At 58.6% G+C, this 25380-nt stretch carries 22 protein-coding genes; 11 read left to right on the top strand and 11 right to left on the bottom strand.

The features are described from left to right. Positions 1-66 precede the first annotated feature (66 nt). Both PMW67_RS01060 and PMW67_RS01055 read right to left on the bottom strand, forming a co-directional pair. Positions 67-2070: a GTP-binding protein gene (locus PMW67_RS01060; RefSeq protein ID WP_271738551.1), complete on the bottom strand. Its 2004-nt coding sequence runs from the start codon at positions 2068-2070 to the stop codon at positions 67-69. Positions 2071-2327: 257 nt separating this feature from the next. Next, positions 2328-2816, bottom strand: coding sequence for a GNAT family N-acetyltransferase (locus PMW67_RS01055; RefSeq protein WP_271738550.1), 489 nt, complete (start codon positions 2814-2816; stop codon positions 2328-2330). Positions 2817-2892: 76 nt separating this feature from the next. Between PMW67_RS01055 and PMW67_RS01050 the strand changes: the two genes are divergently transcribed. After that, entirely contained in the window at positions 2893-3189 is a 297-nt protein-coding gene (locus tag PMW67_RS01050; protein ID WP_271738549.1) for a hypothetical protein, read from the top strand. A gap of 48 nt (positions 3190-3237) precedes the next feature. Here PMW67_RS01050 and PMW67_RS01045 read toward each other — a convergent pair whose 3' ends face one another. Further along, positions 3238-3942, bottom strand: a complete 705-nt coding sequence (locus PMW67_RS01045) for a class I SAM-dependent methyltransferase (protein ID WP_271738548.1) — start codon at positions 3940-3942, stop codon at positions 3238-3240. A gap of 491 nt (positions 3943-4433) precedes the next feature. On the opposite strand from PMW67_RS01045, the gene PMW67_RS01040 reads away from it, so the two are divergent. The 3 genes from PMW67_RS01040 (at position 4434) to PMW67_RS01030 (ending at position 8835) form a co-directional block, all read left to right on the top strand. Beyond that, positions 4434-5273, top strand: a complete 840-nt coding sequence (locus PMW67_RS01040; protein ID WP_271738547.1) for a transporter substrate-binding domain-containing protein — start codon at positions 4434-4436, stop codon at positions 5271-5273. Positions 5274-5285: 12 nt separating this feature from the next. Further along, positions 5286-8369 (top strand): mechanosensitive ion channel domain-containing protein, encoded by a 3084-nt coding sequence (locus PMW67_RS01035; protein ID WP_271738546.1) that lies wholly within the window; start codon positions 5286-5288, stop codon positions 8367-8369. Positions 8370-8436: 67 nt separating this feature from the next. Further along, complete coding sequence (locus PMW67_RS01030) at positions 8437-8835, top strand: hypothetical protein (protein WP_271738545.1); 399 nt, start codon at positions 8437-8439, stop codon at positions 8833-8835. A gap of 240 nt (positions 8836-9075) precedes the next feature. On the opposite strand, the gene PMW67_RS01025 is transcribed toward PMW67_RS01030, so the two are convergent. Next, the gene (locus PMW67_RS01025) at positions 9076-9957 is read right to left on the bottom strand and encodes a LysR family transcriptional regulator (protein WP_271738544.1); all 882 of its coding nucleotides are present in this window, start codon (positions 9955-9957) and stop codon (positions 9076-9078) included. A 197-nt stretch (positions 9958-10154) separates the two neighbouring features. Between PMW67_RS01025 and PMW67_RS01020 the strand changes: the two genes are divergently transcribed. Further along, positions 10155-10559 carry a hypothetical protein gene (locus tag PMW67_RS01020; protein ID WP_271738543.1) on the top strand — a complete coding sequence of 135 codons (405 nt, stop codon included), beginning with the start codon at positions 10155-10157 and terminating at the stop codon, positions 10557-10559. 128 nt (positions 10560-10687) lie between these two features. Here the strand turns inward: PMW67_RS01020 and PMW67_RS01015 are convergent, their stop codons facing one another. Continuing rightward, positions 10688-11503: a putative RNA methyltransferase gene (locus tag PMW67_RS01015; protein ID WP_271738542.1), complete on the bottom strand. Its 816-nt coding sequence runs from the start codon at positions 11501-11503 to the stop codon at positions 10688-10690. A gap of 205 nt (positions 11504-11708) precedes the next feature. On the opposite strand from PMW67_RS01015, the gene PMW67_RS01010 reads away from it, so the two are divergent. Together PMW67_RS01010 and PMW67_RS01005 are read left to right on the top strand one after the other, a co-directional pair. Continuing rightward, positions 11709-13091 (top strand): MATE family efflux transporter, encoded by a 1383-nt coding sequence (locus PMW67_RS01010; RefSeq protein WP_271738541.1) that lies wholly within the window; start codon positions 11709-11711, stop codon positions 13089-13091. Between the two features lie 213 nt (positions 13092-13304). Then, complete coding sequence (locus PMW67_RS01005) at positions 13305-14030, top strand: uracil-DNA glycosylase (protein WP_271738540.1); 726 nt, start codon at positions 13305-13307, stop codon at positions 14028-14030. A gap of 50 nt (positions 14031-14080) precedes the next feature. On the opposite strand, the gene PMW67_RS01000 is transcribed toward PMW67_RS01005, so the two are convergent. From PMW67_RS01000 to PMW67_RS00990, 3 genes are all read right to left on the bottom strand, one after another. After that, a complete protein-coding gene (locus PMW67_RS01000) occupies positions 14081-14761 on the bottom strand; it encodes an SDR family NAD(P)-dependent oxidoreductase (protein ID WP_271738539.1) in 681 nt (226 codons plus the stop codon). Positions 14762-14770: 9 nt separating this feature from the next. Beyond that, positions 14771-15493, bottom strand: a complete 723-nt coding sequence (locus tag PMW67_RS00995; protein ID WP_226798280.1) for a VUT family protein — start codon at positions 15491-15493, stop codon at positions 14771-14773. 156 nt (positions 15494-15649) lie between these two features. After that, positions 15650-17263, bottom strand: coding sequence for a peptide chain release factor 3 (locus tag PMW67_RS00990; protein ID WP_161161758.1), 1614 nt, complete (start codon positions 17261-17263; stop codon positions 15650-15652). Between the two features lie 548 nt (positions 17264-17811). Here PMW67_RS00990 and PMW67_RS00985 point away from each other — a divergent pair. From PMW67_RS00985 to PMW67_RS00975, 3 genes are read left to right on the top strand one after another with little or no spacing between them, the layout of a single operon-like run. Beyond that, on the top strand, positions 17812-18192 hold the full coding sequence (locus PMW67_RS00985; protein WP_117766851.1) for a GntR family transcriptional regulator: 381 nt from the start codon (positions 17812-17814) through the stop codon (positions 18190-18192). Positions 18193-18215: 23 nt separating this feature from the next. Next, positions 18216-19097, top strand: a complete 882-nt coding sequence (locus PMW67_RS00980) for an ABC transporter ATP-binding protein (RefSeq protein WP_271738538.1) — start codon at positions 18216-18218, stop codon at positions 19095-19097. Beyond that, the gene (locus tag PMW67_RS00975) at positions 19094-19792 is read left to right on the top strand and encodes an ABC-2 transporter permease (RefSeq protein WP_118267413.1); all 699 of its coding nucleotides are present in this window, start codon (positions 19094-19096) and stop codon (positions 19790-19792) included. Before PMW67_RS00980 ends, PMW67_RS00975 begins: the two co-directional genes overlap by 4 nt. A gap of 88 nt (positions 19793-19880) precedes the next feature. Here PMW67_RS00975 and PMW67_RS00970 read toward each other — a convergent pair whose 3' ends face one another. From PMW67_RS00970 to PMW67_RS00960, 3 genes are all read right to left on the bottom strand, one after another. Continuing rightward, a complete protein-coding gene (locus PMW67_RS00970; protein ID WP_271738537.1) occupies positions 19881-21182 on the bottom strand; it encodes a chloride channel protein in 1302 nt (433 codons plus the stop codon). A gap of 126 nt (positions 21183-21308) precedes the next feature. Further along, positions 21309-21842 (bottom strand): LOG family protein, encoded by a 534-nt coding sequence (locus tag PMW67_RS00965; RefSeq protein ID WP_117757269.1) that lies wholly within the window; start codon positions 21840-21842, stop codon positions 21309-21311. A 36-nt stretch (positions 21843-21878) separates the two neighbouring features. Beyond that, positions 21879-22304 (bottom strand): potassium channel family protein, encoded by a 426-nt coding sequence (locus tag PMW67_RS00960; RefSeq protein WP_117862347.1) that lies wholly within the window; start codon positions 22302-22304, stop codon positions 21879-21881. 239 nt (positions 22305-22543) lie between these two features. Here PMW67_RS00960 and PMW67_RS00955 point away from each other — a divergent pair, with 239 nt between their 5' ends. Continuing rightward, a complete protein-coding gene (locus PMW67_RS00955; protein ID WP_271738536.1) occupies positions 22544-25348 on the top strand; it encodes a response regulator in 2805 nt (934 codons plus the stop codon). Positions 25349-25380 lie beyond the last annotated feature (32 nt).

Raw genomic sequence — 25380 nt, 5'->3', positions numbered from 1 at the left:
GTAAATAGTTATACCAACTTGTACCGAGTTGTACCAACTAAATGTGACAAAGGGACTGTCCCTTTGTCACATGTGGCCGAAAAATTCCGCGTCGGCGGAGCGATAGGGGCGGAAAGTGGCGGGATCGACCTTTACGTGCGCCGCGGCGGGTACGTCGTACCATTTGACCGTGTAGCCGGCGCCGTGGGCGCAAAAGACCGAGTCGGGCGTGTTGGGCAGATCGGCCTCGGGCTCATAGGCGGCCGCCTCGATGACGCGCTCGGCATCATGGCATGCCGCATAACCGGCGAACTCAAGGTACAGATGTCCGCGGCCGCTCGTGTAGGCAGCCACCTCCAGCGCATAATCCTGTACCTCGGATGCTGGCACGCGACCCACAAGCTTCGCCCGGTCGCCCGCCATCGCCGGCGGCTTGTACTCGGCGCCCATGCGCGTGACATCCGAAAGCGCCCGGCCCACGCACTCCCCCGGCACCTCGAGCTCAAAGCGATACCACGGCTCCAACAACACCGCCGCGCCGGCCTCGCGCGCCTGCATCAAACCCTGGCGAATCGCGCGGTACGTGGCCTGGCGAAAATCGCCGCCCTCGGTGTGTTTGGCATGCGCGCGGCCGCCCGTGAGCGTAATGCGCACATCGGTGATGGGCGAGCCCGTCAACACGCCCAGGTGATCGCGCTCCATAGCGTTGGCGAGCGCCAAACGCTGCCAGTTAAGATCGAGCTCATCGGTCGAGGTGACGGTGCCAAACTGCACGCCCGAACCCGCCGGCAACGGCTCCAAGCGCAAATGCACCTCGGCATAGTGGCGCAGCGGCTCAAAGTGGCCCACACCCTCGACCGGCTGCGAGATCGTCTCCTTATAGAGAATGCCGCCGGGCTCAAACTCGACCGCAAGGCCAAAACGATCGGCCAGCACGCGCTGCACGACCTCGAGCTGCACGGCGCCCATCAACTGCAGGTGAATCTGCTCAAGATGCGTATTCCAGCTTACGCCGAGCATGGGATCTTCGTCCGCCAACTCAGTCAATGCTTTGAACACCGTATGGACGTCGTGTTCGCCCGGCAGCACCGTATAGGTGAGGACTGGCGCAATGACGGGCGCATCGCCCGCGGACTCCGCGCCCAGGGCGTCCCCTGGGCGAACGTGCGCAAGGCCCGTCACGGCGCAGATGCCGCCAGCGGCAACTTCCTGGGCAAGCTCGTATTTCTCACCGTTATAGATGCGCACCTGGTCGATCTTTTGCTCCCATGCCTCGGCGCCGGAACGTCCGTCAATCATCTGTTTGGCATGCAGTGTGCCGCCGGTCACTTTAACCCAAGCCAAGCGCTCGCCACGAACACCTCGGCTGACGCGATAGACGCGCGCGGCGAACTCCGGGGCCCACGCCTGTTCACGCATCAGCGTGCACATGCCATCCAGCAGCTCGCCCACGCCCTGGTCCTTGAGCGCCGAGCCGGCAAAGCAGGGAAAGAGCTTGCGCTCGACAACCATGCGCGACAGCGTTGCGACAGAAAGCTCGCCCGTCTCAAGAAACTCATCGAGCGCCGCCTCGTCCAACGCAGCAGCGTCCTCCTGAACGGCACCACCCGCCAACAGTTCGTTGGCATCCAGGCAGGCCTCGGAAAGACGCTGCCCAAGCTGTGTCAGCAAAACATCGCGGCCAGGATTCTCCAAATCGATCTTGTTGATGAAGATGAACGTCGGAATGTCATAGCGCGCAAGCAGGCGCCACAGGGTTTCGGTGTGCCCCTGCACGCCGTCGTTGGCACCTACCACCAAAATCGCGTAGTCGAGCGCACGCAACGTGCGCTCTGCCTCGGCCGAAAAATCCACGTGTCCGGGAGCGTCCACGAGCATGACGCGGGTATCACCGTGGTCGAACACGGCCTGCGACGAGAAAATCGTGATGCCGCGCTCGCGCTCGATGGCGTTGGTATCCAGGTGCGAGTCGCCATCGTCCACGCGGCCGCGCTTGCGAATGCGACCCGCGCAGAACAGCATGGCCTCGGCCAGCGTGGTCTTGCCGGCATCGACATGCGCCAAGATTCCAACGACCGCTTGCTTCGACATGGCTCTCCTCTTATTGCAAGCCCGTCGCACTCGGCAACGGGCATCCTCGTTCCACACTGGATGATACAATTTACGGGCCGGCGGGCGAAGCGGGCCCTATCCCCCGACCGAGCTCATCGCCCCGCGTTGCCGCGCGGCGATTTTCGTAGGTTCGCGCCTTACGAAAGCCGGCACCTCCCCTTAACAGCCCAGCGATCAAAAAGGCCCCACCCGGGGCCATTTTCATGTATGTGGATTGCTGATACGCGTCCCCGCTCTTATGCCTCGCGCAGCCAGTCGAACGCAACACGCGGCGTGCCGTCCGAAACATACACGACGCCGGCGCGCTCGAACCCCGCTTTCATGCTCGCGCCCTGCATAGGCAGGTTGTCCGCGTGCGTGTCGATACGCAGGTGGTCAGCGCGCGCCTTGGCAAAGGCAAACATCGCGGCCGCGATACCGTGCACGGTGCCGTCGGATGCCACGCGATGCAGAACGGCATACGGAGTGTCGCTGCGCCATTGACCGTCCTCAATTACGTCATAGCACTCGTCCGGACCCGGTAAAAAGGCAAACGTCGCCACCACACGGCCGTCGACTTCGCACACGTAACTGCCACCAGCGGCAATATCGGCAGCCAGCTGCTCGGCCGAAGGCGTGCCCTCGGGCCACTGCGTGGCGTTGCCATGTGCGCGCATATAGGCGCGGGCCGCGTCATAGATAGCCATGACGGCGGGAATGTCGGTCTCGAGGGTTTTTCTGATCATCACGCGGCGGCCTCACGTTTATTGGTATCACTTTGATTGGGCAATGATACCAGCGTTTGGAAAGGGCAGGGAGCGGATGGGAAGCAAAAAGCGAGCCGCCTGGTCAAAGGCCAAAAGCGAGTTTTTGGGCGCTGCCACCGGCGGCGATATGAGCGACCTGTTTGCGCGCGAGGACGAGCGCCGCGATGCCCTGGACGCCGAGCGCGATGAGGCTTGGCGCTACAAGTCGTGCGAGCGCAAAAACCGCTACGACACACGCACCGAGGCCGAGGCCGTTATGGCCGACTGCGAAAACCGTGGACGACGTGGCTTGGCCTGCTACAAATGTGAATACTGCGGCGGGTGGCACCTGACGTCGCACCCCTGGAAATAGACTCCGCAGCGGCACGGCACCGACACATCGCCGGCCATCGCGCGCAGGCTACGGGCGCGGCGGCACCAAGACATCGTAGCGGACAGCCTTGCCCGCAAGCTGATAGCTCGGCTTGATGCCGGCAAACAGCGGCCCCTTCACCGGCCGCTTGATAACAACCTTGCGCGGGTGCACCGCAAGCGCGGCTTCGACCAGCGTCTCCTCATCGGCGCACGGCTGCTCCAAATGGTGCAAGAGCTGGAACTTCTTTTTAACCGCCGCGCTCTTGGTGCGCTCGGGAAACATGGGATCCAGGTACACCACGTCGGGAGCCGCAAGCTCGCCCCGCTCGACCAGCTCGGCCGTATGGCGAAGACCGGCAATGCTGTCCTCGCCCGCATGTAAGTGCATGCGCGCCACGGCGGCCGCAAGCGCCGGATCATCTGCCGCGCGATCCAGGGCATCCTGGAGCAGCGCCGCGATCACGCAATCCTGCTCATACAGATCGACGGTAAAGCCCGCGGCCGCCAGCAGCAGCGAGTCCTCGCCAAAGCCTGCTGTGGCATCAATCGCCCATGGTTGCTCGATGCCTTTTGTGCGCGCAGCCTTCACCAGTAGCTCTTGCTGCAAACGGCCCTGCTTGAGCCGTGGAAGCATGCGGCCAAAATCGGCACGCAACTCCATCGTGCCGTCGGTGAGCGTAAGGCCCTCGGGCTTCCCGGTCAGCTCAAGCCCCGCGGCCCGAGCAACAGAAAAGGGATCGACGACGCCCATGGGCACTCCTTCACAAGCAAAACGGATACGCAGGCGCCGTTAATGTCGGCACCCAACCGTCCGCTATTGTCCCACATGCGACATGGCCCACAGCATCCCAATGCAAAGCACCGCCATCAATCCCGTGCACACGGCAGCGATCACAGAATCACCCATGCGCCTTCCCAACGACCGCGGCTCACGCACTTGCCCTGCTCCGTACATCATGGCTCCTCCTTGAGACCAGCTCCTTGTTACGGCCCCATCATCTCAGCGCCGCACGTGAGCTGCCATCGATTTGGCTTACAGCTGGCTTTCTTTTTTGAAAGATTGCCCTGCACAGGCGAGAAGCGCTTTCAGGCGCATGCTGGCATCTATTGAGCAATAACGTGCCAAATCCCAACAGATTTTGCCCTCCACCTCAACCCTTCGTTTACCTACCGCTTCACGACGCTTCCATAGTTACCCGTCCATATCATTGAAGAACTGAACATTCGTCGTGAGGAATGCAAATGGACCATTCAGTCACACGCCGGAAGGCCTGCCGGCTGGCAATCTCGGCAACCGGAGCCGCGCTTGCAGCCATGGTGCTGCCAGCATGCTCAAACGGCAATTCCGGCATGTCGGGCAAGGGCAAACTGAGTGTAGGCGTCCGCTCAGATATCGTCGGGTTTAGCGAGCGTAATCCCAACAACGGCAAGTACTACGGATTCGAAATCGACCTCGCCAATGAGCTGGCAAACCGTCTCGGTTATGGAGACTGTTCGTTTGTAACCGTAACGCCCGAAACGCGCGAAGAAATGCTCTCGTCGGGAAACGTCGATTGTCTGATCGCTTGCTACTCGATGAGCGACGAACGCAAAAGGCTCTTTGACTTCTCTGCCGCCTACTACACCGATTCGGTCATTCTTGTTGTCGAAAACACATCGCTGATTCAATCCTTTTCCCAGCTTGAAGGCGGAACCATTGGCACGGTAACCGGAACGAACGCCGCGCCTCAACTTGCCGCGAAGTTTTTGGAGCTGGGGGTTTCGGACGGCACACCCCGGCAACAGGATGCCGAGAGCGGCAGCATCGACTACGACACATGGCATCTAAGCCAATACGCAAGCTACGCTGAGCTTTCCCAAGCATTGGAAGCCGGCGACGTCGACGCCATGGCGACAGACGGCGCCATTGCCAAAACCTATCTCGATGACGAGCGCACCGTCCTGCCCGATTTTGGCATCAACCCACAGCGCTACGCCGTCGCAACACAAAAGGGCTCCGAGCTTTCACCCGAGATCGCCGCCGAAGTGCGCTCAATGCTCAAAGACAAAACAATCGATACGCTCATCAAGAAATGGAACTAAGGAAATCCGCCTATGTCCAAGCGACTCAAACAGAAGTCCGTGGCGCTTGCCATTGCCGTAGCCGTCTGCACGTTAGCGATGGGACTCCTACTCGCCTCGATGCAAACACGTCTATCGCAAGAGGAATATGCCCTGGAATTCGATCGCGTTGCCGCCGAACTCCCCGCTCTCGTTAAAACGGCCCGGTCGGAAACGAAAGACAACACCCAAACATTTGATGACCTGTATCGCACGCGTGCCGCAAGCATCGCATTTATGGCGGCCAACGATGCCGGTTATGAAGCGACCGATGCCAAAATGGCCGAGTTCAAGAATCTGCTCAAGGTCGATAACGTTCTTATCGCTCGACGCGACGGTTCCATCATCGCCAAAGCAGCCGACACCAAAGCCGATTTTAGCCGTGCCCGTTTCAACCTGCTACGTCAGTGCTTCGAGACCGGAAAGCCCTCCGATCCAGTTGAGGTCGATCTTCCCGATCAAGACTGGCTCATGCGATACTATGCCGCCAAAATCGACGACGACACCATGGTCATCGTAGAGCAAAATCCCCAAGAGCTGCACGACCTTGTCAAGGACACCGGCTCGACCGAGAGCACGCTCAAGAACATCTCGCTCGGCAGCCACGGATATGTCCTCGCCGTATCGGCAAAAACGCACCTGATCACCTACCATCCCGATCAGAACATGATAGGTACCGATGCGCTCGACCACGGCATCGACATGGGCAATCTTGAGGACGGCAAGACGTTCGTCACGTCCGTCAAAAACACAAGCCTGTATTGTCGCGTCAAGTTGGTCGATGACACCTATTACGTTCTCGCCATTCCCGAAAGCGACACCGCCACCGCACGCAACATCACCGTGGGCGTCATCCTCTTTGCCTTCATCGCAATCGTCGCCGCCGTGGCGCTCTATGACCTGTTTGTCCTAGCGGATGACGAGCATAACGACCACGGCGACCACGAATACGTCAAGATCGGTCGCGACCTTCGGTTTAACCCCGCCGTGGGCAGGCGCGCAACAGCCTTGTCCGTTGCAGGACTCGTCTTGCTTTTGGCGGTAACCTTCTATATGCAAACGCTCTTTGCCCTTTCGAGCCAGGCGACGGTCAATCGAGAGCGCATAGAGCAGATTGATCAAACGCTCAAAAACAATGCGATGCGCGAGGATGAACTCACGAGGCAATATAGCGAGCACTATGCCACCGCCTGCCACATTATCGCCTACATCGTTGAGCACAATCCAGAACTCGCCACGCGAGCCGACCTGCACGGCTTGGCAGAAACGCTCAACATCGAGTCAATTTATCTCTACGACGGCGACGGCAATATGACGAGCTCGAGCACGTCGCAGCGATCCTATAGCCTTTCGACCAAGTACGGCGACTCCTCCTACGAGTTCCGCTCGCTTTTGGGTGGTAAGGATGAGTATATTCAGCCCCTCTCTATCAACAGAACCACCGGCGAGACATATCAGTACATCGGAGTCGCGCTCTACGATCAGGATGGCATTGCAGATGGAATCGCGCAGATTGCCGTGCGCCCCATGCGCTTAGAAGAAATGCTCAAGAGCACCAAGATCGACGCAGTGCTCGATGGCATCAAGGCAGGCGCCGGAGGCTTCGCCTTTGCAATCGACAAAAAAGACGATGCCGTCGCATATCATCCCAACAATCTTCTTGTGGGGAAAAAGGCATCCGAAATAGGACTGACTGACGAGCACCTTGCAGACGGCTTTAACGACTTCGTCTACATCGACAACCAAAAACTCTACGCCTCCTGCTTGGAAACTGGCGACTATTACGTTTACGTCGCGGCACCCGAAGACTCCTTTATGCACCAGCGCGTTCCGCTCACCATCGCAACCGGAATCATCGCCGCCATATGCTTTGCCCTTATCTACCCGTTGCTGACGCTCGACACCATAAAAGTCGAAGAACATCATTCGAAGCGCGAAGGCGATGTCTCGGCAAGACGGCAAAACATAACCGTCACGACGTCCGACGGCCGTGTAAAAAACAGCGAAAGTGCCATTGGCCGATGGCTCAACATCTCCTTTAAGTGGGAGGATAAAACCCCTGAGCAAAAACTCGGCACGGTCCTTAGATGGTTTACCGGTATCGCCGTGTTTATCGTCTTTTTGGCCGTCTTGTTTAAAGACACGCTGTTTGGCCCGCGGTCGGTATTCACCTATATCCTGGGTAACGACTGGCAGCACGGCCTCAACATATTCGCGCTCACCGCCTCAATCATGTACGCCTGTGTGGCGCTCACAGTGTGCGCAATCGCACAGGCGCTCCTTCGCATGTTGTCCAATGTACTTGGAGCACGCGGTGAGACGATCTGCCGCCTTCTCTCGAGCCTGACACAATACGGAACTCTCATCGCGATGCTCTATTGGTGCCTCGGTGTTTTGGGCGTCGACACCGCAACGCTTTTAGCCTCGGCGGGCATCATCACGCTCGCCGTCTCCTTTGGAGCCAAAGACCTCATCACGGATATTCTGTGCGGGCTCTTTATTATCTTTGAAGGCGAGTTCCGCGTTGGAGACGTCATATCGGTTGGTGGCAACACCGGCACCGTCATGGAGATTGGCGTGCGAACCACAAAGATCAATGACGGCAACGGTAATGTTCTACTGCTGCGCAACAGCTCGATTTCGAATGTCACCAACATGACCAAACTTAATTCTTACGCCAGCATAGACATCACCTTGCCGGTGGGAGAATCTCTGCCCTATGTCGAAAAGGTGCTTAAAGACGAGCTCAAAAGCGTGCATGACCGCGTTCCCGCCATTATCGATGGCCCCTTCTACAAGGGCGTGGTCGACCTTAGCAGTACCGCTATGACCATTCGCGTCGTCGCCACCTGCAAGGAGATAGACCGCGGCAGCGTCATGCGTTCTTTGCGCCGCGAGGTAAAGCTCTTGCTTTCCCGCCGCGACATCGCCCCCTATCAGCTCGTTTTCGATCATTGCGATGCCGTTGAGCCCGCTCCAAGGGCAGTCACCGCCGAAGAACTCGCCGAAGCGGACGAGTTTAACGAAGAACAGAAACTCGCCTCGCAAGACCTGGGCAACGAACCCGCCAACCAGTAACCGGTTATTCATGGTGCCAGGCAATACACGCACGGCATCATAACGGCTCAAGGGAAAGGAACCGAGTATGAGCAACAACCGTAAAGTCCTAAAGGTCATGTCCATCATCTATCTACTGGGAGGTATGTTCAGCATCGCCGCGGGCGCGTTTGCATTCACTGCGGCTTCGGGCGACGCCAGCGGCGATCTCTCGGTTTACAGCGTCGCCGTCATCGTAATGGGCGTCATCGAAATCATCGCTGCCGCGCTGGGCATCCGTGCCTCAAATAACCCCAGCAAGATCGGTATTGTTTGGGTCTGGGCTATCATTTGCCTGGTATGCGCCGTGGTGAGCCTGCTGCTTTCCGAGCCCTTCTTGGGCGGAATCGGCACCAGCGCCACCGATGTCACTGCCGTGGTCGTAAGTGCCGTGTACTTCGTTTTCGCCAACCGCGTTAAAAGGGAAAGCCAGGAGCGCCTGAGCTAGGGTATCTGGCCCAACTGTACAGAGCGCTACATATAACAAGCCGCCCTCCGCTTCTCAAGTTGACGAGAAACGGAGGGCGGCGCGCTATGGTTGGTCTTCGCATGCTGTCGATCGTCGCGGTATGCCGCAATCGACAGTATGCCGCCGGGCGGCCGAGCCGACAGCGGCAAGCGCATCGACGGATATGCTAGCGAGCAGCGGACCCGTTGACACAGCCCACCATGCGAATCAAGTAGTTCTCTACGACGTGATAGGCTTGGGGTTTTCATCTTTAAGGGAAACTAAGCACACCGGAACCGTCAGGGCCCCTTCACCCACAATGGGAACAATCTCAAACCCGCTGGCGATCTGACCGGGAACGGGAAGAATGGCGTTTAAGAAAAAGCCGCGCTCGGCCACCAAAAACGACCCAAATTGAGCGGGGCTATCGATAACGCGCGTCTCGCCTAGGACACCGCTGCTTTTGTACTGCCAAAAAATCGAGTTGTTAAAGCTATCGAACGCGGCCGACTGTCCTACCGGATATGAACTCAGATCAGCCACAGTCACAAAGGGCCTCTTGCCGAGCGGATGGTCGGCGGCGACGACAATACCCGTGGGCAGGGTTCCCAGCTGCTCGCAATCATCATTGGTATGTTCATAGGTACCCACCGTAAGCAAAGCATCGAGGCCGCCCTCCTCGAGCTGCTGCTGGGCAACTCCGGGATGCACGGTGCAAAACTTCACCCGCACGCTCACGCTACGCATGATAAGCGCAGACAGTCCCTTATAGAGCTTATCTTCGTTATCGAGTGCGGGAGCGCACAGGCCAATCGAGAGCTCCGGCATCGTTTGCGGCCCAGAGGCCGACGAGACGGTCAGGTCGCATCCAGACGGGTCAAAGTTTTCAACTTCGCGATATGCTTCGACGGCGAGGCGAGCCTTGGCATAAAAGCTGCGGCCGGCCTGAGTCGGCTTGACGCCGCTATTTCCACGCTCAAAAAGCTGAACGTTAAAAAACTGCTCGAGCTCACTAATGGACTTGGAAATGGCCTGAACGGTCACGTTGCGCTGATGCGCCGCAGCAGTGAAACTCTTCGTCTCGAATACGGCGACAAAATAGCCGACCTGCTTGATATTCACTATTCACCTCTAAAAAAAGCACAGTTTGATCCAGTTAAACAAAAACCTAGCACAACGCAAGTGTCATCCCCGTCACGAACGGAGCGTTCAACTATTGGATGAACGCACACCGTACCTCGTTGAATTACAATATGTTTCGCGACATGCGTCATGCGTGCGCATCAAATACGTCATGTCCACTTCGAAAGGACCCAGCCATGAGTTTCGCTCGCAAGACACTCAAAATCCTTGCCCTCATCTACTTAATTCGGGGCATCTCCGACCTCGTCATCGCCGGCGTCGGCATTGCCACGAACAACCTCGATTATTCCACATTCGGCCCGAACGCCATGCTCGCCGCGGTCGTGATTATCGCCAAGGGCCTCGTCGACCTTGCCGCGGGCGTTGCGGGCATCAAGGGTGCCAACAAGCCTTCGCAAGTAGATGGCGCGTTTAAGCTCGGTATTGTTGCCGCGGTAGTCACGCTTGCCCAGGCGGTGCTTACCCTTCCTGCGCTGGGCGGCAGCGCCCTCAATATTGGGGCCTTTGTCATCGTGGTCTACGACCTGTTCTTTGTTCAGCAGGCACACGCCGTTAAGGTCGAGAACAAGGACCGCCTGTAAGCGACCACTTCTCATAACCTCTGCTATCAAGCAGCTAAAAAGGGCCGATCGCGTAGCAACGCGGTCGGCCCTTTACGTTTGCCCAGATAAAACCTACCAAAATAAACCTGTCCCTTTTTGGCAGGTTGTTAGCAGTGACGGTACTCGGCGATGATGAAGTCGATGTCGGTTTGAAGGGTGTCAAAATTTGCCAGACGCTTTTTGTCGGCAGGGTGCGTGCGGTAGTAGTACGGCGTCATCTGGAACACCGCCTCAATGTCGGCCTGGGTCTGAAGCGTAATAGTCGCAAACACCCGCTGCGTTCCGACCAACTCGAGCTCGGTGGTCTTCGGCAGCTTCTCATCGTTAAGGTACGGCGTGTCGTAGAGTACCTCCTTGAGCCCAAACAGATGACGGGCGCCCGGCACCACGGTGTAGAGCGAGCCCTCTGGCGCCAGCACGCGGGCAAACTCACGCTCGTTAAAGGGAGCGAAGAGCTCGGTCACCATATCGAAGGCGCCATCGGCCACGGGGATGTCCTTCATGTTGGCCACGAAGTAGGTCGCATCGCCGCGCTTGGCGGCCAGGCGCACCATTTCTTTGCCCAGGTCAAAGCCGTAGGCATCCACGCCCGGCACCGCGCCCATGGCGCTCGTGTAGTAGCCCTCGCCGCAGCAAATATCGAGCAACGTCATGGGGCCGTTCGCAGACGCGGCGTGCCCAGCCGCCCGCTCGCGCACCAGCTCGACCATCGCATCGCGCAACGGCGCATAGTAACCGCGGTTCAGAAAGTCGCGACGGCTGCGCGCCTGCGACTTGGGATCTCCCATCGAGTCGCCGCTCTTGGACGAGCGCAGTAGGTACAGATAGCCCTCGCGCGCGCGGTCAAACCGATGTCCGCCTGCGCATGCAGCACCGCGCTCGTCGTCCACCAACGGCTCATGGCAAACGGGACACAACAACATGGCAACTCCTTAGCGCGAACAACACAACGCCCACCATTGTCGCACGCCTTCCCCACCTAGTCATTGGGGACGTTCTTTAATGACTAGTCGTTGGGGACGTTCTTGAATGGCTAGTCGTTTAAGAACGTCCCCAACGACTAGGTGATTAGGAGTATCATCGTCTGCGCAAATGAGCACGAAATAGCATATTAGAGATTGAGAGCGTATGGCTGACACCGCATCTAAGCACATTGACATGACCACCGGCTCGCTGTGGCGCAATATTCCCCTGTTCGCCTTCCCCGTGGCCGCCACGAGCATCTTGGAGCAGTTGTCGAACCTCATCGCCACGGTCATCATCGGTAACTTCTCGGGCGACCAGGGAACCCTCGCCATGGCGGCGGTCGGCTCCAATGTTCCGCTTACCAGTCTTATGCTCAACCTGTTTATCGGCATATCACTTGGCTCCAACGTGGTCATCGCCAACGCTATCGGCCGCAACGATCGGAACATGGTCAAACGCGCCGTCCATACCTCGATTTTAATGGCGCTCGTGGGCTTTGTCGTCATCGCGCTGGGCGAGATCTTTGCCGAGCCCATGCTCGCCGCGCTCAACGTTCCCGCCGAAACCATGCCGCTCGCTTCGCTCTACCTGCGCGTCTTTTTGCTCAGCATGCCCTCGATCTTGCTCTACAACTTTGAGGCCGCGATCTTCCGCTCCGTCGGCATCACCCGCATGCCGCTGCAGGCGCTTGCCGTGTCCACCGTCCTCAACATTGGCCTGGACCTCATCTTTGTCCCCGTACTCCACTGGGGCGTCGCGGGCGTCGCCATCGCCACCGCCATCGCCTACACCGTCAGCGCCGCTACGCTCTTCATCCGCCTGCTCAAGACCAACTCCGTCGTCCGCGTCACCCCGCGTGACTTAGGCTTAGACCCCGTCGCCCTCAAGCGCATCGTCAAGATCGGCCTGCCCGCCGGCATCCAAAGCGCCGTCTTTGCCGTCGCCAACATTATCATCCAGTCTGCCATCAACAGCCTGGGCACCGAAGTCATGGCGGCATCGAGCGCCGCCATGAGCCTGGAGTACGTGTGCTACAACCTGCTCAACAGCTTTAGCCAGGCCTGCACCACCTTTGTGGGACAAAACCACGGTGCCCGCCAGATCGACCGGTGCACCAAAACGCTCAAGGTCTGCCTGACCGAAGGCGGTATCGTTGCACTCACCACGATTGTCGTTATTGTCGGTCTGGGACGCGAGATCTTGTCGCTGTTCAACAGCGATCCCAACATCGTCTCAATCGGTTATATCCGCGTGTGCTCGATCTTCCCTGCCTACGCCTTTAGCATGTTCTACGAAAACATGTCCGGCTACCTGCGCGGCTTTGGTATCTCGCTCATGCCCGCCCTCATCACCATGATCTGCGTCTGCGGTATTCGCTTCTATTGGGTGTTCTGCGTGTTCCCGCACTTCCGCACCTTTGCGAACATCATGATGGTCTATCCCATCAGCCTGGGCACCACGGCATTCTTTATGGTCGTGGCGGTGCTACTCTGCCACCCGGCACGCACCTATCGCACCGCCCAAACCAAAGCGACAGCCCGCTAAACACCGCACTCAACGCCCCGCCAGTCATTAATGGACAATATGCGAGCTCATATGGTCGATAAAGCGCCTCGTGGCGATAGGCATGGTCTCCCAGCTGCGCCAGGCCGCCACCACGTCGCGCGAGGGAGCGTGCACAATGGGGCGCACGCGAATATCGGCCGACGAAAGTCTTTACAATAGATGTCAACAGAGCATCTGCCATAAAGGAGCCCCATGGACACCGCAACTCGCGACCGCAACATAGCAACTTGGTTGGGCGATGCGCCGCAGCCGGTACGTGACACTACGAACCAGCTGCTCGGACGCATCGCCCTTTTGCGTGCCGAGCAGACCATCTACCCGGCACAAGACGACATCCTCAATGCCCTTGCCTACACGCCGGCCGACCAGGTCAAAGTTGTCATCTTGGGTCAAGATCCCTATCACGGACCCAACCAGGCCATGGGGCTGTCGTTCTCGGTCCCCGCGACGCAAACCAAGTTGCCGCCGAGCCTGCGCAATATCTACAAGGAACTCAATGCCGATCTGGACTGCCCCATTCCCGCCACGGGAGACCTAACCCCATGGGCACAACAGGGCGTCCTGCTCCTCAACACTACGCTCACCGTGCGCGAGCATGCCGCGAACTCGCACGCCAAACTGGGCTGGAGCACGCTCACCGACTACGTTATTGAACGCTGCTGCCAGCTGCCCCAGCCGATAGTCTTTTTGGCATGGGGCCGCTTTGCCCAGCAGATGGTCGAGAGCAAGCTCGCCGCGACCGGCGCAGGCAAGGCGACCGGAAAGTTCTGCTTGGCTTCCACGCACCCCTCGCCGCTTTCGGCCAACCGTGCCACGGCAGAACTCCCCGCCTTTATGGGGTCGCGCCCCTTCTCGGCAGCTGATCGGCTACTCGAACAGCACGGCTCGACCCCCGTCAACTGGACTTGCCTCGGCTAAAAATCGATACATCAAAAACGCGCCCGACGGCTTTCCATCGGGCGCGTTTATTATTCGGGCCAAATAAACTGGGTGCGGCCGGCCTCGCCGCCATCGATCAACAGGCTCTGCCCGGTCATGAACCGGTTGGTCACGCCCACAAAGTAGATCCACTCGGCGATCTCTTGGGCGGTAGCCCAGCGCTTAAGCGGTGTGAGCTCCATAATCTGGTTCCACAGGTGCTCGTCTTCCATCACGCAACGGTTGAGCGGCGTGATAACGCCGCCCGGGTCCACACTGTTGGCGATGGCCTGCGGCGCCAAGCGGTTTGCAAGGTTCTTGGTGTAGGCGATAATGCCGCCCTTGCTGGCGGCATAGGCGGGAAACTCCGATCCCGTATGCCCGCTCGCCGACCCCACATTGACCACGGATTTGATAGCCGGCGCCGGCTTGGCGGCAAGCCCCTCCCCCACAAAGGCGTAGCGCTCGGTCACGTTGATGGTGCCACACAGGTTGGCCGCGATGTCGTCGGCCGAATCCTGCGTGCCGGCAACGTTCACGATCACCTGGGGCTCAAGGTCGCCTGGAAACGAGTCCGGCTCGCGGACATCAACGATCAGATGGCGGTAGCGCTCGTGTTCGATCGCCGCCGGCAGCAGGTCAAAGCCCACGACCTCGTGGCCCTCGTCCAAAAAGCGCCGCACGCATGCGGCTCCGATACCACCCGAAGCGCCCGTGATCAAAACCCGCATACTTGCTCCTTAGGCGGTTGCGTGACGCTCGAGGTACTCGGCGCCCACGTTCTCGCGCTCCCAGCTGCGCACGACCTTGTAGCCCACGGGGCTCAGGAAGACCTCGCACAGCAGCTCGGCAATAGCGCCGGTCAGCGAGCACATAAGAACCTGCACCCAGGTCCAGCCAAAGAACGTGTGGCTCACCACGATGGCAAAGACCAGGTTGTCGATAAACTGGCCAACGCCCGTGGACACATAGGAGCGGAAGGCAAAGCTCGCAAAATTATTCTTTTTGACCATACGGCCGAGCGACTGATTGAGCGTGGAGTTAACCACGGCAGAAACGAGCATGGCGAGCGACGAGCCAAGCACCACGTACCAGGTGCCACCGATGGTGGCGTTAAGAGCAGTGTTGACCTCGATCATGCCGGTATCGTAGTAGGCACCCCACATGCCGGGCGTGAGCGAGCATACCCAAAAGCACAGGCTCACGGCCAGGTTGACCAGCAACGCGAGGATAGAGATTTTGATGGATGCCCTGGCGCCGAAGCGCTTGCAGATCATGTCCTGGCACAAAAACGAAACCCAGCTCACCACAAAGCCACAGTCGAGCGCCAGATACGGCAGGCTGATCAGCTCTTTGTTGGCCAGCAGGTTCATCATGATGACGCTCACGAAAAACAGCGAAACCGTTGCCGCGGGAATGCTCCGCAACAGGACCTTGTAGTCCTCCATGACCTTCTTGATCATTATGTACTCCTTTGGTTTTAGGTTTAACGAGCAGGATATCGGACCCGAACTGCTCGGACGCCCCGGTCTTGAGACGACGGTGGGTATGATAGCCGCTCACACGGCATCAGGCAAGCAAGCGGCGCGGCAGCCCCACAGGGCCACCGCGCCGATGCGTTAAAAGGCTACGTTGCCAAACTCCGACAGGATAAGGTCGGGGTTGTGGTCGGTCGCCCAATCCACGTTCCACGGGCTCGTGAACAGCAGCAGCTTGCCGCCGCGCATGTCCTCGACGCGCAGCGTGTCGCGCGTGAGCGAAAGAGCCGGGATATCGATGGTATCGGGGTCGTTCTGGATCCAGCGGATGTCCGTATAGGGCAGCGGCTGGCGACGAACCTCAACACGATACTCGGCCTTCAGGCGGCGCTCGAGCACCTCAAACTGCAGCACGCCGACCACGCCCACAATGACGCTCTCCATGCCGGCACCCAGCTCGCGGAAGATCTGGATGGCACCCTCCTGGGCAAGCTCCTCCATGCCCTTGACGAACTGTTTACGTTTGAGCGTATCGACCTGCGTAATGCGAGCGAACATCTCGGGGGCAAACGTCGGGATCTGCGGATACTGCACGTGGCGCTTCCCGGAGCACACGGTGTCGCCGATGCTAAAGATACCCGGATCGAACAGGCCCACGATATCGCCCGCGTACGCCTCGTCCACGATGGCGCGGTCGTCGGCCATCATCGACGTGCCCGTGGCAAGCTTAAGCTTGCGGTTGCCCTGCACGTGGAAAGCGTCCATGCCGCGCTCGAACTTGCCCGAGCAAATGCGCACAAAGGCGATGCGGTCACGGTGGTTCTTGTCCATGTTGGCCTGGATCTTAAACACAAAGCCGCTAAAGTCGTCGCGGCAGGGATCGACCGGCTCGCCGGTGAGCGTATCGGTATAGGCGCGCGGCGTCGGGGCCAGGCGCAGGAACTCCTTGAGAAAGGGCTCCACGCCAAAGTTGGTGAGCGCCGAGCCAAAGAACGCCGGGCTCAGCTTGCCGCAGGCCACGGCATCCAAGTCGAGCTCGTCTCCGGCACCATCGAGCAGCTCGATGTCGTCCATCAGGTTCTTATGGTTCTCCTCGCCGATGAGCTCGTCCATGGAAGGATCGCCCAGCTCGGCCTCGACCTCGGCGACCTTCTTGGTGGCGTTGGCGTGGCCGTCGCCCTCAAAGGCGATAACGCGACGGGTCTGACGATCGAACACGCCGCGGAAGTTGCGGCCGCTGCCGATCGGCCAGTTCATGGGATACGTATTGATACCCAGGACATTCTCGATCTCTTCCATGAGCTCAAACGGATCGCGAGCATCGTGGTCGAGCTTGTTCACAAAGGTGAAGATGGGAATGTGGCGCAGTGTGCAGACCTTAAAAAGCTTTTTGGTCTGGGCCTCGACGCCCTTGGCGCCGTCGATGACCATGACCGCAGCGTCGGCGGCCATAAGGGTACGGTAGGTATCCTCCGAGAAGTCCTGGTGGCCGGGGGTATCGAGGATATTGACGCAGGCGCCGTTGTAGGTGAACTGCAGCACCGAGGAGGTGACGGAGATACCGCGCTCCTTCTCGATGTCCATCCAGTCCGAGACGGCATGCTTGGCCGAGCTCTTGCCCTTAACCGAGCCGGCGGTCTGAATGCTGCCGGTATAGAGCAGCAGCTTCTCGGTAAGCGTGGTCTTACCGGCGTCCGGGTGGCTGATGATCGCGAATGTGCGGCGCGACGAGATTTCATCCGACAGGCTTGCCATGCGGATCCTTTCTTGCATTGAGTGCATTACGTCGATGTAACCGCACTATTGTAGCCGCGAAACCTCGCCATAGGGCGCCTATCAGGACAAATTCATTAGCCGAGCTCGCTGTGCACCTGGCAGCCGCCTCAAGGACTGTCTCGATCTGTAACAGAAAGACGGGTTTTACCGTTCCTGGTGTTACAGATCGAGACAAACGGCTGGGAAGATCGACGCCATCTCAATCTGTAACAGGAAGACGGGTTTTGAGCTTCTACCTGTTACAGATTGAGACAAACGCGCAGGCGGGCAACCAATGTCTCAATCTGTAACATCTAGCCACCAAAAACGGGCCCTAGTGTTACAGATTGAGATAAACGGGCAGGAAGGTCGGAGCTGTCTCAATCTGTAACATCTAACTGCCAAAATCGGCTCCAGATGTTACAGATCGAGACAAACGAACGAAGGGACAGACGAGCCCACATTTCCTCTTGCATAACTGTGCATAGTGTATATATACTGTGCTTACCGGTTATATACACGTGTAGCCCAACAGCTAAGGAGCCGCTGTGGACATTATCCTATCCAATTCGAGCGACAAGCCCATCTACGAGCAGATATCCTCGCAGGTCAAAGCTCAGATCCTTTCGGGCACACTCGCTGCGGGAGCCAAACTCCCCAGCATCCGTGCACTCGCGAGCGACCTGGGTGTGAGCGTCATCACCACCAAGCGCGCCTACGCCGACATGGAGCAACTCGGGTTTATCTGCACCGTGCAGGGCAAGGGCTGCTTTGTCGCCGAGGGCAACCAGAAGCTCTTGCGCGAAAACCAGCTCTGCCATATCGAAGAGCTGCTTGCGAAAGCGGCGAGCCAAGCCGAAACCCTGGGCGTCACGCGCGACAAACTGCACGAAATGCTCGACCTGGTGGCCCCCGAAACCATGCAGTAGCCATCTGCAAGAAAGGCTATACCATGCAAAACTTGCTAGAACTCAAAGGTGCGTCGCGCCATGTGAGCGATCGCTTTTCGCTGCGCGACGTCACGCTTGCCGTGGAGCCTGGCCAGATCGTTGGCTTTGTTGGTGCCAACGGTGCTGGCAAAACAACGACGATTCGAGCCGCGCTCGGGCTTATCAAACTCGATGCCGGCGAGGTGCGCCTGTTTGGGCAGCGCTGTGGCGCCGAGGCGCCCGATGAATCGCAACGCCACCTGCGCTCCCGCGTCGGTCTTGTCCTGGACACGTGCCCCTTCCCCTCCACGCTCAAGGTGGGCCAAATCGAGGCGCTCGTAGGCCCTGCGTACCCCACGTGGGACCGCAAAACGTTCGCCGGATTCATCAACCGATTTGGCCTCGATCCCAGGACAAAGGTCAAGGACCTCTCCCGCGGCATGGGCATGAAACTGCAGCTTGCCTGTGCGCTCAGCCACAATGCCAAGCTGCTCGTTTTGGACGAAGCCACCGCGGGCCTCGATCCCATGGCACGCGAGGAACTGCTTGATGAGCTGCTTGCCTTTGTCGCCGACGGCCAGCGCAGCGTGCTGCTCTCGAGCCACATTACGTCCGACCTCGATCGCACTGCCGACCGCGTCATCTGCATCGATAACGGCTCGATTGTGTTTGACCTGCCGCGCGAGGACATTACCGACCGCGCCGGCATCGCCCACTGTACCCAAGCACAGGCCGCCGAGCTTACGGCTTGCGTCGAAGGCGCCCGCGCCGCCCACCACGCCTACAGCGTGGACGTGCTCGTGCCCAACCGTCGCGATACGCTCGAGGCCTTTCCCGAGATTCCCTGCGATCGGGCAACCATTGATGACTATCTGCGCCTCATGCTGAAAGGGGCTTCGAAATGAAACGCGCCTTTATGTCCGAGCTCGCCATCGTTCGCACGCTTATCCCGAGCATTGCGGGCGTCGGCCTGTTCATCTTCGTCGTGTTGACCCTCGCCAACGCATCGGATGGCGATTCCGGTATGAGCGCCGGCGCCTGCGCGGTCAGCGCCATGTCGCCCATCACGGTCATGAATTCGCTGGCCGGCTTCGACAATCAAAATGGCTGGGAGCGTTATCGGGCGACGCTGCCCTTCTCGCGCAAAGACATTATTTGTGCCCGCTACCTGTGCATCGTTGTCTTCTCGGCCATCATGGCCTGCGCCGCCGTGCTTTTGAACATCATCGTCCTTCCGCTCTTCAACAGTGCGGGCGTGACCTCGACAGGACAAACCGTCTTTGAGATCGCAATCGCCTCAGCAGCCTCGATGCTCATCTCACTCATGATGGTATTTCTGGCGCAGCCGCTGTTCTTTCGCTTTGGACACATGGAGGCGCTGCGCCTTTCCGTCGGCCTGTTTGCCCTGCTCGGATGCCTTGCCATGGCCGCACTGAGCTCCTCCAACCCCATCAGCAACTGGCTTATGTCGATTGCCGGGGCGAACCCCGATCCTGCCGTCCTCGGCTGTCTGTGCGCAGGAATTGCCGCGCTGGCCCTCGTGCTATGTGCACTGAGCTGCGCCGTCAGCACCAAGGTTTATCGAGTACGCGATCTGTAAGCATGCGAGTCTCGATCCACGAAGGGAGTGATCGCCCCCTCCCCGCAAATCCGTGGCAAACGGCATGTCCCCGGCGTGCGCCACCGTGCTACTTGCGCAGCGGCTTGGGCAGCGGAATGCCTGCCGCGATGACGGCGGCGATGATCATGCAGACGATGCCCTTGAGTGGGAAGCACATGAGCAGCAAGCCCACGACCATGACGGGCTGACGCATAACGGCGCCCATCGTCGAGGCCGTGCAGACGGCGACGCAAAAGACCGGATCGGCGCCGGTAAGGATGGCAAGGCCATAGCCCAGGCTTACGCCCGAGAAGATAACCGGGAAGAAGTGGCCGCCACGCCAACCAAGGTTGATGAGGGCGGGCGTCAGCATAGCCTTGACCAGACCGGTCGCGATAAGCACGCCGGCGGGGATGGTCAGATAGGTCTCCATGAGCACGTCGGCCTGCGTCTCGCCGGCAAACATGGTGAAGGGCAGGACCGTGCCACAGATGGCGAGCGCCAGACCAGCCAGCATTGCCTTGACGACAGGGCGCTCCCCTATGGCATGGGACAGTGCCTCGCTTGCATGCTCAGAGACAAAGTACAGCCAACCGCAGACCGTACCGACGAGCGACAGGGGAATAAGCCAGGCAAGCTCGAGGTTACCCACCTGAGCGGCCTCGAACCTCGGCATGCCCATACCGCCGCCCATAAGCTGGCCGAGTAGCAGATAGGTGCCCAGGCCGCCGGCAATTGCGATGCCGTAGACCACGGTCTTTTGCGCCTTGGGCAGCTTGATCGTGATCTCATCGGACGCGGACTCATCGTCATTAGCGCCCTGGCCGTCGGCGCTACCGGCGAGCGGCGCCACAAAGCCAAACACGGGCGCGGTGAAGAGCGCCGTTAGGGCAGCTTGGGTACCCAGCAGCGTGAGCTGCCTAAACTCGGCGCCAAAGCGACGCATGCGGTCGCCGACCCAGCTGCACAGGCCCGCGATGACGCCGGTCAGACCGGCTTCCGGTCCAATACTTCCGCCAAACAGCAGCGGCAGCAATGCCGCAAGCGAAAGCTTGCCCAAGTTGTCGTACGGGTAGCGGCCGTCGCGCTTTACCTTGGCCATTACCTGATTGAGATCATCGGTCTTGGTGCCCGTAAGCTTTTCGTACAGACCGATCAGCAGGCCGCCCAGCAGGCAGACGAAAAACGGATACGGCAAAAAACCGAACGGACCGCTCGCGAGCTCGGGCGAAGCGACGCCCAGCATATGCGGGATTTCGGTCCATAGATAGTCGATGCCGTGCTCCATCGCAAAGAAAAACAGCCAGACCGCGGCGCCTGCAAACGCACCGGTCACGGCTACGCTCACTAAAAACAACGCACGGTTTTTGGGTTTGGAAAGGTTACCCATCGGATCCTCCCGTGGTCAAAAGCGACAAAGATAACTTTTATTGTAAGACGGGCACAGCGCGGACGTGCCGACCATCCACGCCTCAAACGGCACCGTTGGGCGCCGCACACGCGATGACCCCAAGGCCTAGTTGTCGATAATCGATACAATTTGGTGCAGGTCGTCGGCAAAGTAGATGCCGGCCTGACGCTGCGAGCTCGATAGGCCTTTATCGATCATGTGCTCGAGCAACGACCTAAGGTCGTTGTAGTAACCGTCCAAGTTGTACAGGATGCACGGCGCGCTCAGATGTCCCAACGACACGGCCGACATGACCTCGGCAATCTCCTCGAGCGTGCCCGTCCCACCGGGAAAGGCAATGAACGCATCACCGAGTTCGATCATCTTTGCCTTACGCTCGGCCATGTCGCTCGTCACGATGAGGTTGTCGATTCCGTCGTGCTGAAACTCAGCCTCGATAAAAAAGCTCGGCTCCACACCCGTCACGTGCCCGCCGGCATCGAGCACGCTATCGGCGAGCGCACCCATCAGGCCTGACTTGGAGCCGCCGTACACCAGCGCGTGTCCGTTGGCGCCAATCCAGTTGCCCAGCTCCTGCACCGCGGGCAGAAACGCCGGGTCATTACCGACGCTGGCGCCCAGATACACGGTGATATTCAAATTCAGTCCCCCTCATCGTGACGCGCGGCGCCCGCCCTAGCGTTGGCGTCGGCGATATTCGCGCACGCGGCGCGACAGGTCGGCGAGCTCATCGCGATCGAGCTCTTCCAGATGCTCAAGATCGTCCATAAAGCGCGCCATGGTGTCCTTTTGGCGCATCTTGATGAGCGTATTGCAGTAGTTCACCGCCACGCCCGTGAGCATGGCGATGTAGAAGATGCTGATGACGCTCAAAACGACGGTGATAGCGCGGGCAACCGGCGTTTCGGCCGGGATATCGCCAAAGCCGATCGTCGATACGGTCTCAAAGCTAAACCAGAGGCCATCGCCAAACGTAAGGGTCGCAGGGTCGGACAGCCAGACGGCCGTCGAGCACAGCAGGTAGAAGATAAGGAACAGGCCGGTGATGCGCGCAAAGCCAGCCTGGCGCAACACGTCGGCAAGCGTCCTCAACTTGTTCATCGCGACCCCTTTTCCCAGACGCCCCATCACGTTGCTCGGTATTGTCGCACATCCGGCACTTGGGGACGTTCCTTTTGTGTCAAACAGATTGGGAACGTCCCTAAGTGCCAACTCCGGCAAAGAGTGTCCCCAGCGACTAGTCGTTTAAGAACGTCCCCAATGACTACCCATCTGCCGGGTGTTATGGTGGCTGAGCTGGTATCCTTATGCGGTATTATCTCAACTCGATAGGATTGTCTGTGAAACCTTCCGCCGTCCTTCGCTTAGCTCTATATCGCACCCTAGCCGTCGCGCTTGCTGCGCTCACACTACTGAGCGCCGTCATGCCCACCCCGGCCTTTGCCGCCGACTCCGACCAGCAGGTCAAGACGGTCCGCGTCGGCTGGCTTGTCAACAACGAGGGCTTCCAGGAAGGCACACCGGGCGAGCGCCTCTCGGGATGGGGCTACGAGTACCTCCAGACCCTCTCGTACTACACCCCTGGCTGGCAGTACGAATACGTGTCCGGCACCTTCACCGAGCTCATGGACATGCTCGAGAAGGGCGAAATCGACCTCATGCCCAACATCTCGCATTCAGTAGAACGCGAGCAAAAGTTACTCTTTTCCTCAAACCCCGAGGGCACCGAGCGCTACTACATCTACGCCAAGCCCGATCGCGACGATCTGGCCAAGGGTGACCCCCAGGCACTCCAAGGCCTCACCATCGGCTGCAACTCTGGCGTTATGCAAACCTTCGTCGGCCAGCAGTGGCTCGCCAACGAAGGCGTCACCTGTACCTATAAAGAAATCGACACCGGCGGCGCCCTCTTTGAGGCACTTTCAGACGGCGAGGTCGACGCCGTCATCATGAACGACACCATTTCGTCGCCCGATGCGTCGCCCATGTTCTACGTAGGCTCGAGCGACTACTATTTTGCCGTCCCCAAAAGCCGCCCCGATCTGATGAACGACATCAACTCGGCCATGGCGGCAATCAACCGCACCAACCCGCGCTACAACGACGAAGTCAAATCCAACTACTCGGCGCAAAATAGCGGATCCGCATCACTTACCAACTCCGAACGGTCGTGGCTCAAGGCCAATAACAACACGCTTACACTTGGTTATCTCAACAACAATCTCCCCTTCTGCAACCAAGATGCAAACGGAGAAATGGAAGGGTCACTCGTCTCACTCGTTACGACGCTCCACGACAAATTTGGCATTACCGTACACACGCTCGCTTTTTCAAGCAACCAGCAAATGACGGAAGCGCTCTCAAAGGGAAATATCGACATCGCCCTACCGGCATTTCGCGACTACTGGCTTGCCGAGCAAATGGGGACCGTTCAATCGATTTCGATGGGAACGATCTCTCTTACCGCCATCCACGCCACCAGCGATCTCAACAAGGATCTCCGCAATATCTGTTGCACAGGGTTTTCCATCGTCAACCGCAGCGAATTAAAAACTATGTTTCCAAATGCAAATGTAACCGAGTATCCGTCTGCAGACGACATGCTTTCTGCCCTTAAGGACGGAAGATCAAGCTGCATCGTTGTTCCCAACGCACGGCTGGAAACCATCCGAGATAGCTACGATATCAGAGACTACGAGATACAGGAACTCTCACGCACGGCCGAACTATCTTGCCTTATGCGACGCGGAAATCCCGAATTATTGAGTATCGTCAACAAGGGCATCATCAACGCCGGAGAATCGCTTTCTGCGAGCAATTATTCCTCTACGTCGTATAGCGCACAGGAATCAGACGCGTTCAGGTTTATATATCGTCATCGTAGCTCGATTGTCGTCATCATCGTCGGTGTACTGTTGACTGGGGTAGCGGTTCTAACCTGGGCCCTGCAGCGAGCCAGAGTAGAGCAAAACAAGGCACTCGCCGCCAATGCGGCCAAAACGGCCTTTCTCGCCCGCATGAGCCATGACATCCGCACGCCGCTCAACGGCATTCTGGGGCTCATCGAAATTGAAGAATTGCACGAAGACGATGTCGATGCCGCCCGTAAAAACCGAGCTAAGGCGCGAATCGCCGCCAACCATCTGCTCTCACTCATCAACGACATTCTAGAAATGGGCAGGATTGAAAATGGTAAGCTAACGCTTGAGCATGTCTCATTTAACCTCGAAGATCTCTGCAACGATGCAATTGTTCTGTGCAAGCTCCGCGCTTCCGATCGCAATATTACGATGCAGGATCAAAGAGCACATCCCCTCTGCAATCCACATGTAATGGGAAGCCCCACTCATGTACGTCAGATTATCATCAACCTGCTCGACAACAGCATCAAGTACAACAAAGATGGCGGAACTGTCGCTTTTGCATCGCAGATTAAACCGATCGATGATAGCCAGGTGCTCTTTTGCTTTAGCGTCTCGGACACCGGCATCGGCATGTCGCCCGAGTTTCTTAAGCACATCTACGAACCGTTTGCCCAAGAGGGCAACGATGCCCGCAGTAAATTTCAGGGAACTGGCATGGGCATGCCGATCGTCAAATCGCTCATAGACATGATGGGCGGCACGATTGAGATTTCGAGCGAGGTCGGCGTGGGAAGTACGTTCAACGTCCAGATTCCGCTCGATATCGACAAGAACCCTCAGGCAAGAGAAGGTGCGGACGAGCAGGCGATCAGCTGCTCGCTTGCCGGCATGAACGTTCTTTTGGCCGAAGACAACGAGCTCAATGCCGAAATTGCCCAGGCCCTGCTCGAAAGCGAAGGCATCGTCGTAACTCGCGCCGCCGACGGCAAAGAAGCGGTCGAACTATACACTAGTCGTCCCGCCGGCAGCTTCGATGCGATCCTGATGGACATCATGATGCCGGGTATGGATGGCTACGAGGCAACTCGCGCGATTCGTCTGAGCGAGAAGGCCGATGCAGCCGACATCCCCATCATCGCGCTCACCGCCAATGCCTTTGCCGAGGACGCCAAGGCGGCACACGATGCCGGCATGAACGCCCATCTGCCCAAACCGCTCGACTTTAACAAGCTCAAAAACATCCTCGCCCGCATCAAGAAAAACGGAACTGTTTCGCTATAGTTTGTGCCCACCCACCATGCACAGTTAGAAAG

It is taken from the genome of Collinsella aerofaciens, from assembly GCF_028209395.1.
Classification (GTDB): domain Bacteria; phylum Actinomycetota; class Coriobacteriia; order Coriobacteriales; family Coriobacteriaceae; genus Collinsella; species Collinsella aerofaciens_AZ.
This window is presented reverse-complemented; position numbering and strand designations above follow the sequence as displayed.

Bases quoted from the DNA above. Each gene is read 5' to 3' on its own strand.
- PMW67_RS01050 (WP_271738549.1), top strand. From the start codon at position 2,893: ATGGGAAGCAAAAAGCGAGCCGCCTGGTCAAAGGCCAAAAGCGAGTTT.
- PMW67_RS01055 (WP_271738550.1), bottom strand. From the start codon at position 2,816: ATGATCAGAAAAACCCTCGAGACCGACATTCCCGCCGTCATGGCTATC.
- PMW67_RS01060 (WP_271738551.1), bottom strand. From the start codon at position 2,070: ATGTCGAAGCAAGCGGTCGTTGGAATCTTGGCGCATGTCGATGCCGGC.
- PMW67_RS00995 (WP_226798280.1), bottom strand. From the start codon at position 15,493: ATGATCAAGAAGGTCATGGAGGACTACAAGGTCCTGTTGCGGAGCATT.
- PMW67_RS01010 (WP_271738541.1), top strand. From the start codon at position 11,709: ATGGCTGACACCGCATCTAAGCACATTGACATGACCACCGGCTCGCTG.
- PMW67_RS01030 (WP_271738545.1), top strand. From the start codon at position 8,437: ATGAGCAACAACCGTAAAGTCCTAAAGGTCATGTCCATCATCTATCTA.
- PMW67_RS00975 (WP_118267413.1), top strand. From the start codon at position 19,094: ATGAAACGCGCCTTTATGTCCGAGCTCGCCATCGTTCGCACGCTTATC.
- PMW67_RS01020 (WP_271738543.1), top strand. From the start codon at position 10,155: ATGAGTTTCGCTCGCAAGACACTCAAAATCCTTGCCCTCATCTACTTA.
- PMW67_RS01035 (WP_271738546.1), top strand. From the start codon at position 5,286: ATGTCCAAGCGACTCAAACAGAAGTCCGTGGCGCTTGCCATTGCCGTA.
- PMW67_RS01000 (WP_271738539.1), bottom strand. From the start codon at position 14,761: ATGCGGGTTTTGATCACGGGCGCTTCGGGTGGTATCGGAGCCGCATGC.
- PMW67_RS01005 (WP_271738540.1), top strand. From the start codon at position 13,305: ATGGACACCGCAACTCGCGACCGCAACATAGCAACTTGGTTGGGCGAT.
- PMW67_RS00960 (WP_117862347.1), bottom strand. From the start codon at position 22,304: ATGAACAAGTTGAGGACGCTTGCCGACGTGTTGCGCCAGGCTGGCTTT.
- PMW67_RS00970 (WP_271738537.1), bottom strand. From the start codon at position 21,182: ATGGGTAACCTTTCCAAACCCAAAAACCGTGCGTTGTTTTTAGTGAGC.
- PMW67_RS01015 (WP_271738542.1), bottom strand. From the start codon at position 11,503: ATGTTGTTGTGTCCCGTTTGCCATGAGCCGTTGGTGGACGACGAGCGC.
- PMW67_RS00990 (WP_161161758.1), bottom strand. From the start codon at position 17,263: ATGGCAAGCCTGTCGGATGAAATCTCGTCGCGCCGCACATTCGCGATC.
- PMW67_RS01040 (WP_271738547.1), top strand. From the start codon at position 4,434: ATGGACCATTCAGTCACACGCCGGAAGGCCTGCCGGCTGGCAATCTCG.
- PMW67_RS01045 (WP_271738548.1), bottom strand. From the start codon at position 3,942: ATGGGCGTCGTCGATCCCTTTTCTGTTGCTCGGGCCGCGGGGCTTGAG.
- PMW67_RS00980 (WP_271738538.1), top strand. From the start codon at position 18,216: ATGCAAAACTTGCTAGAACTCAAAGGTGCGTCGCGCCATGTGAGCGAT.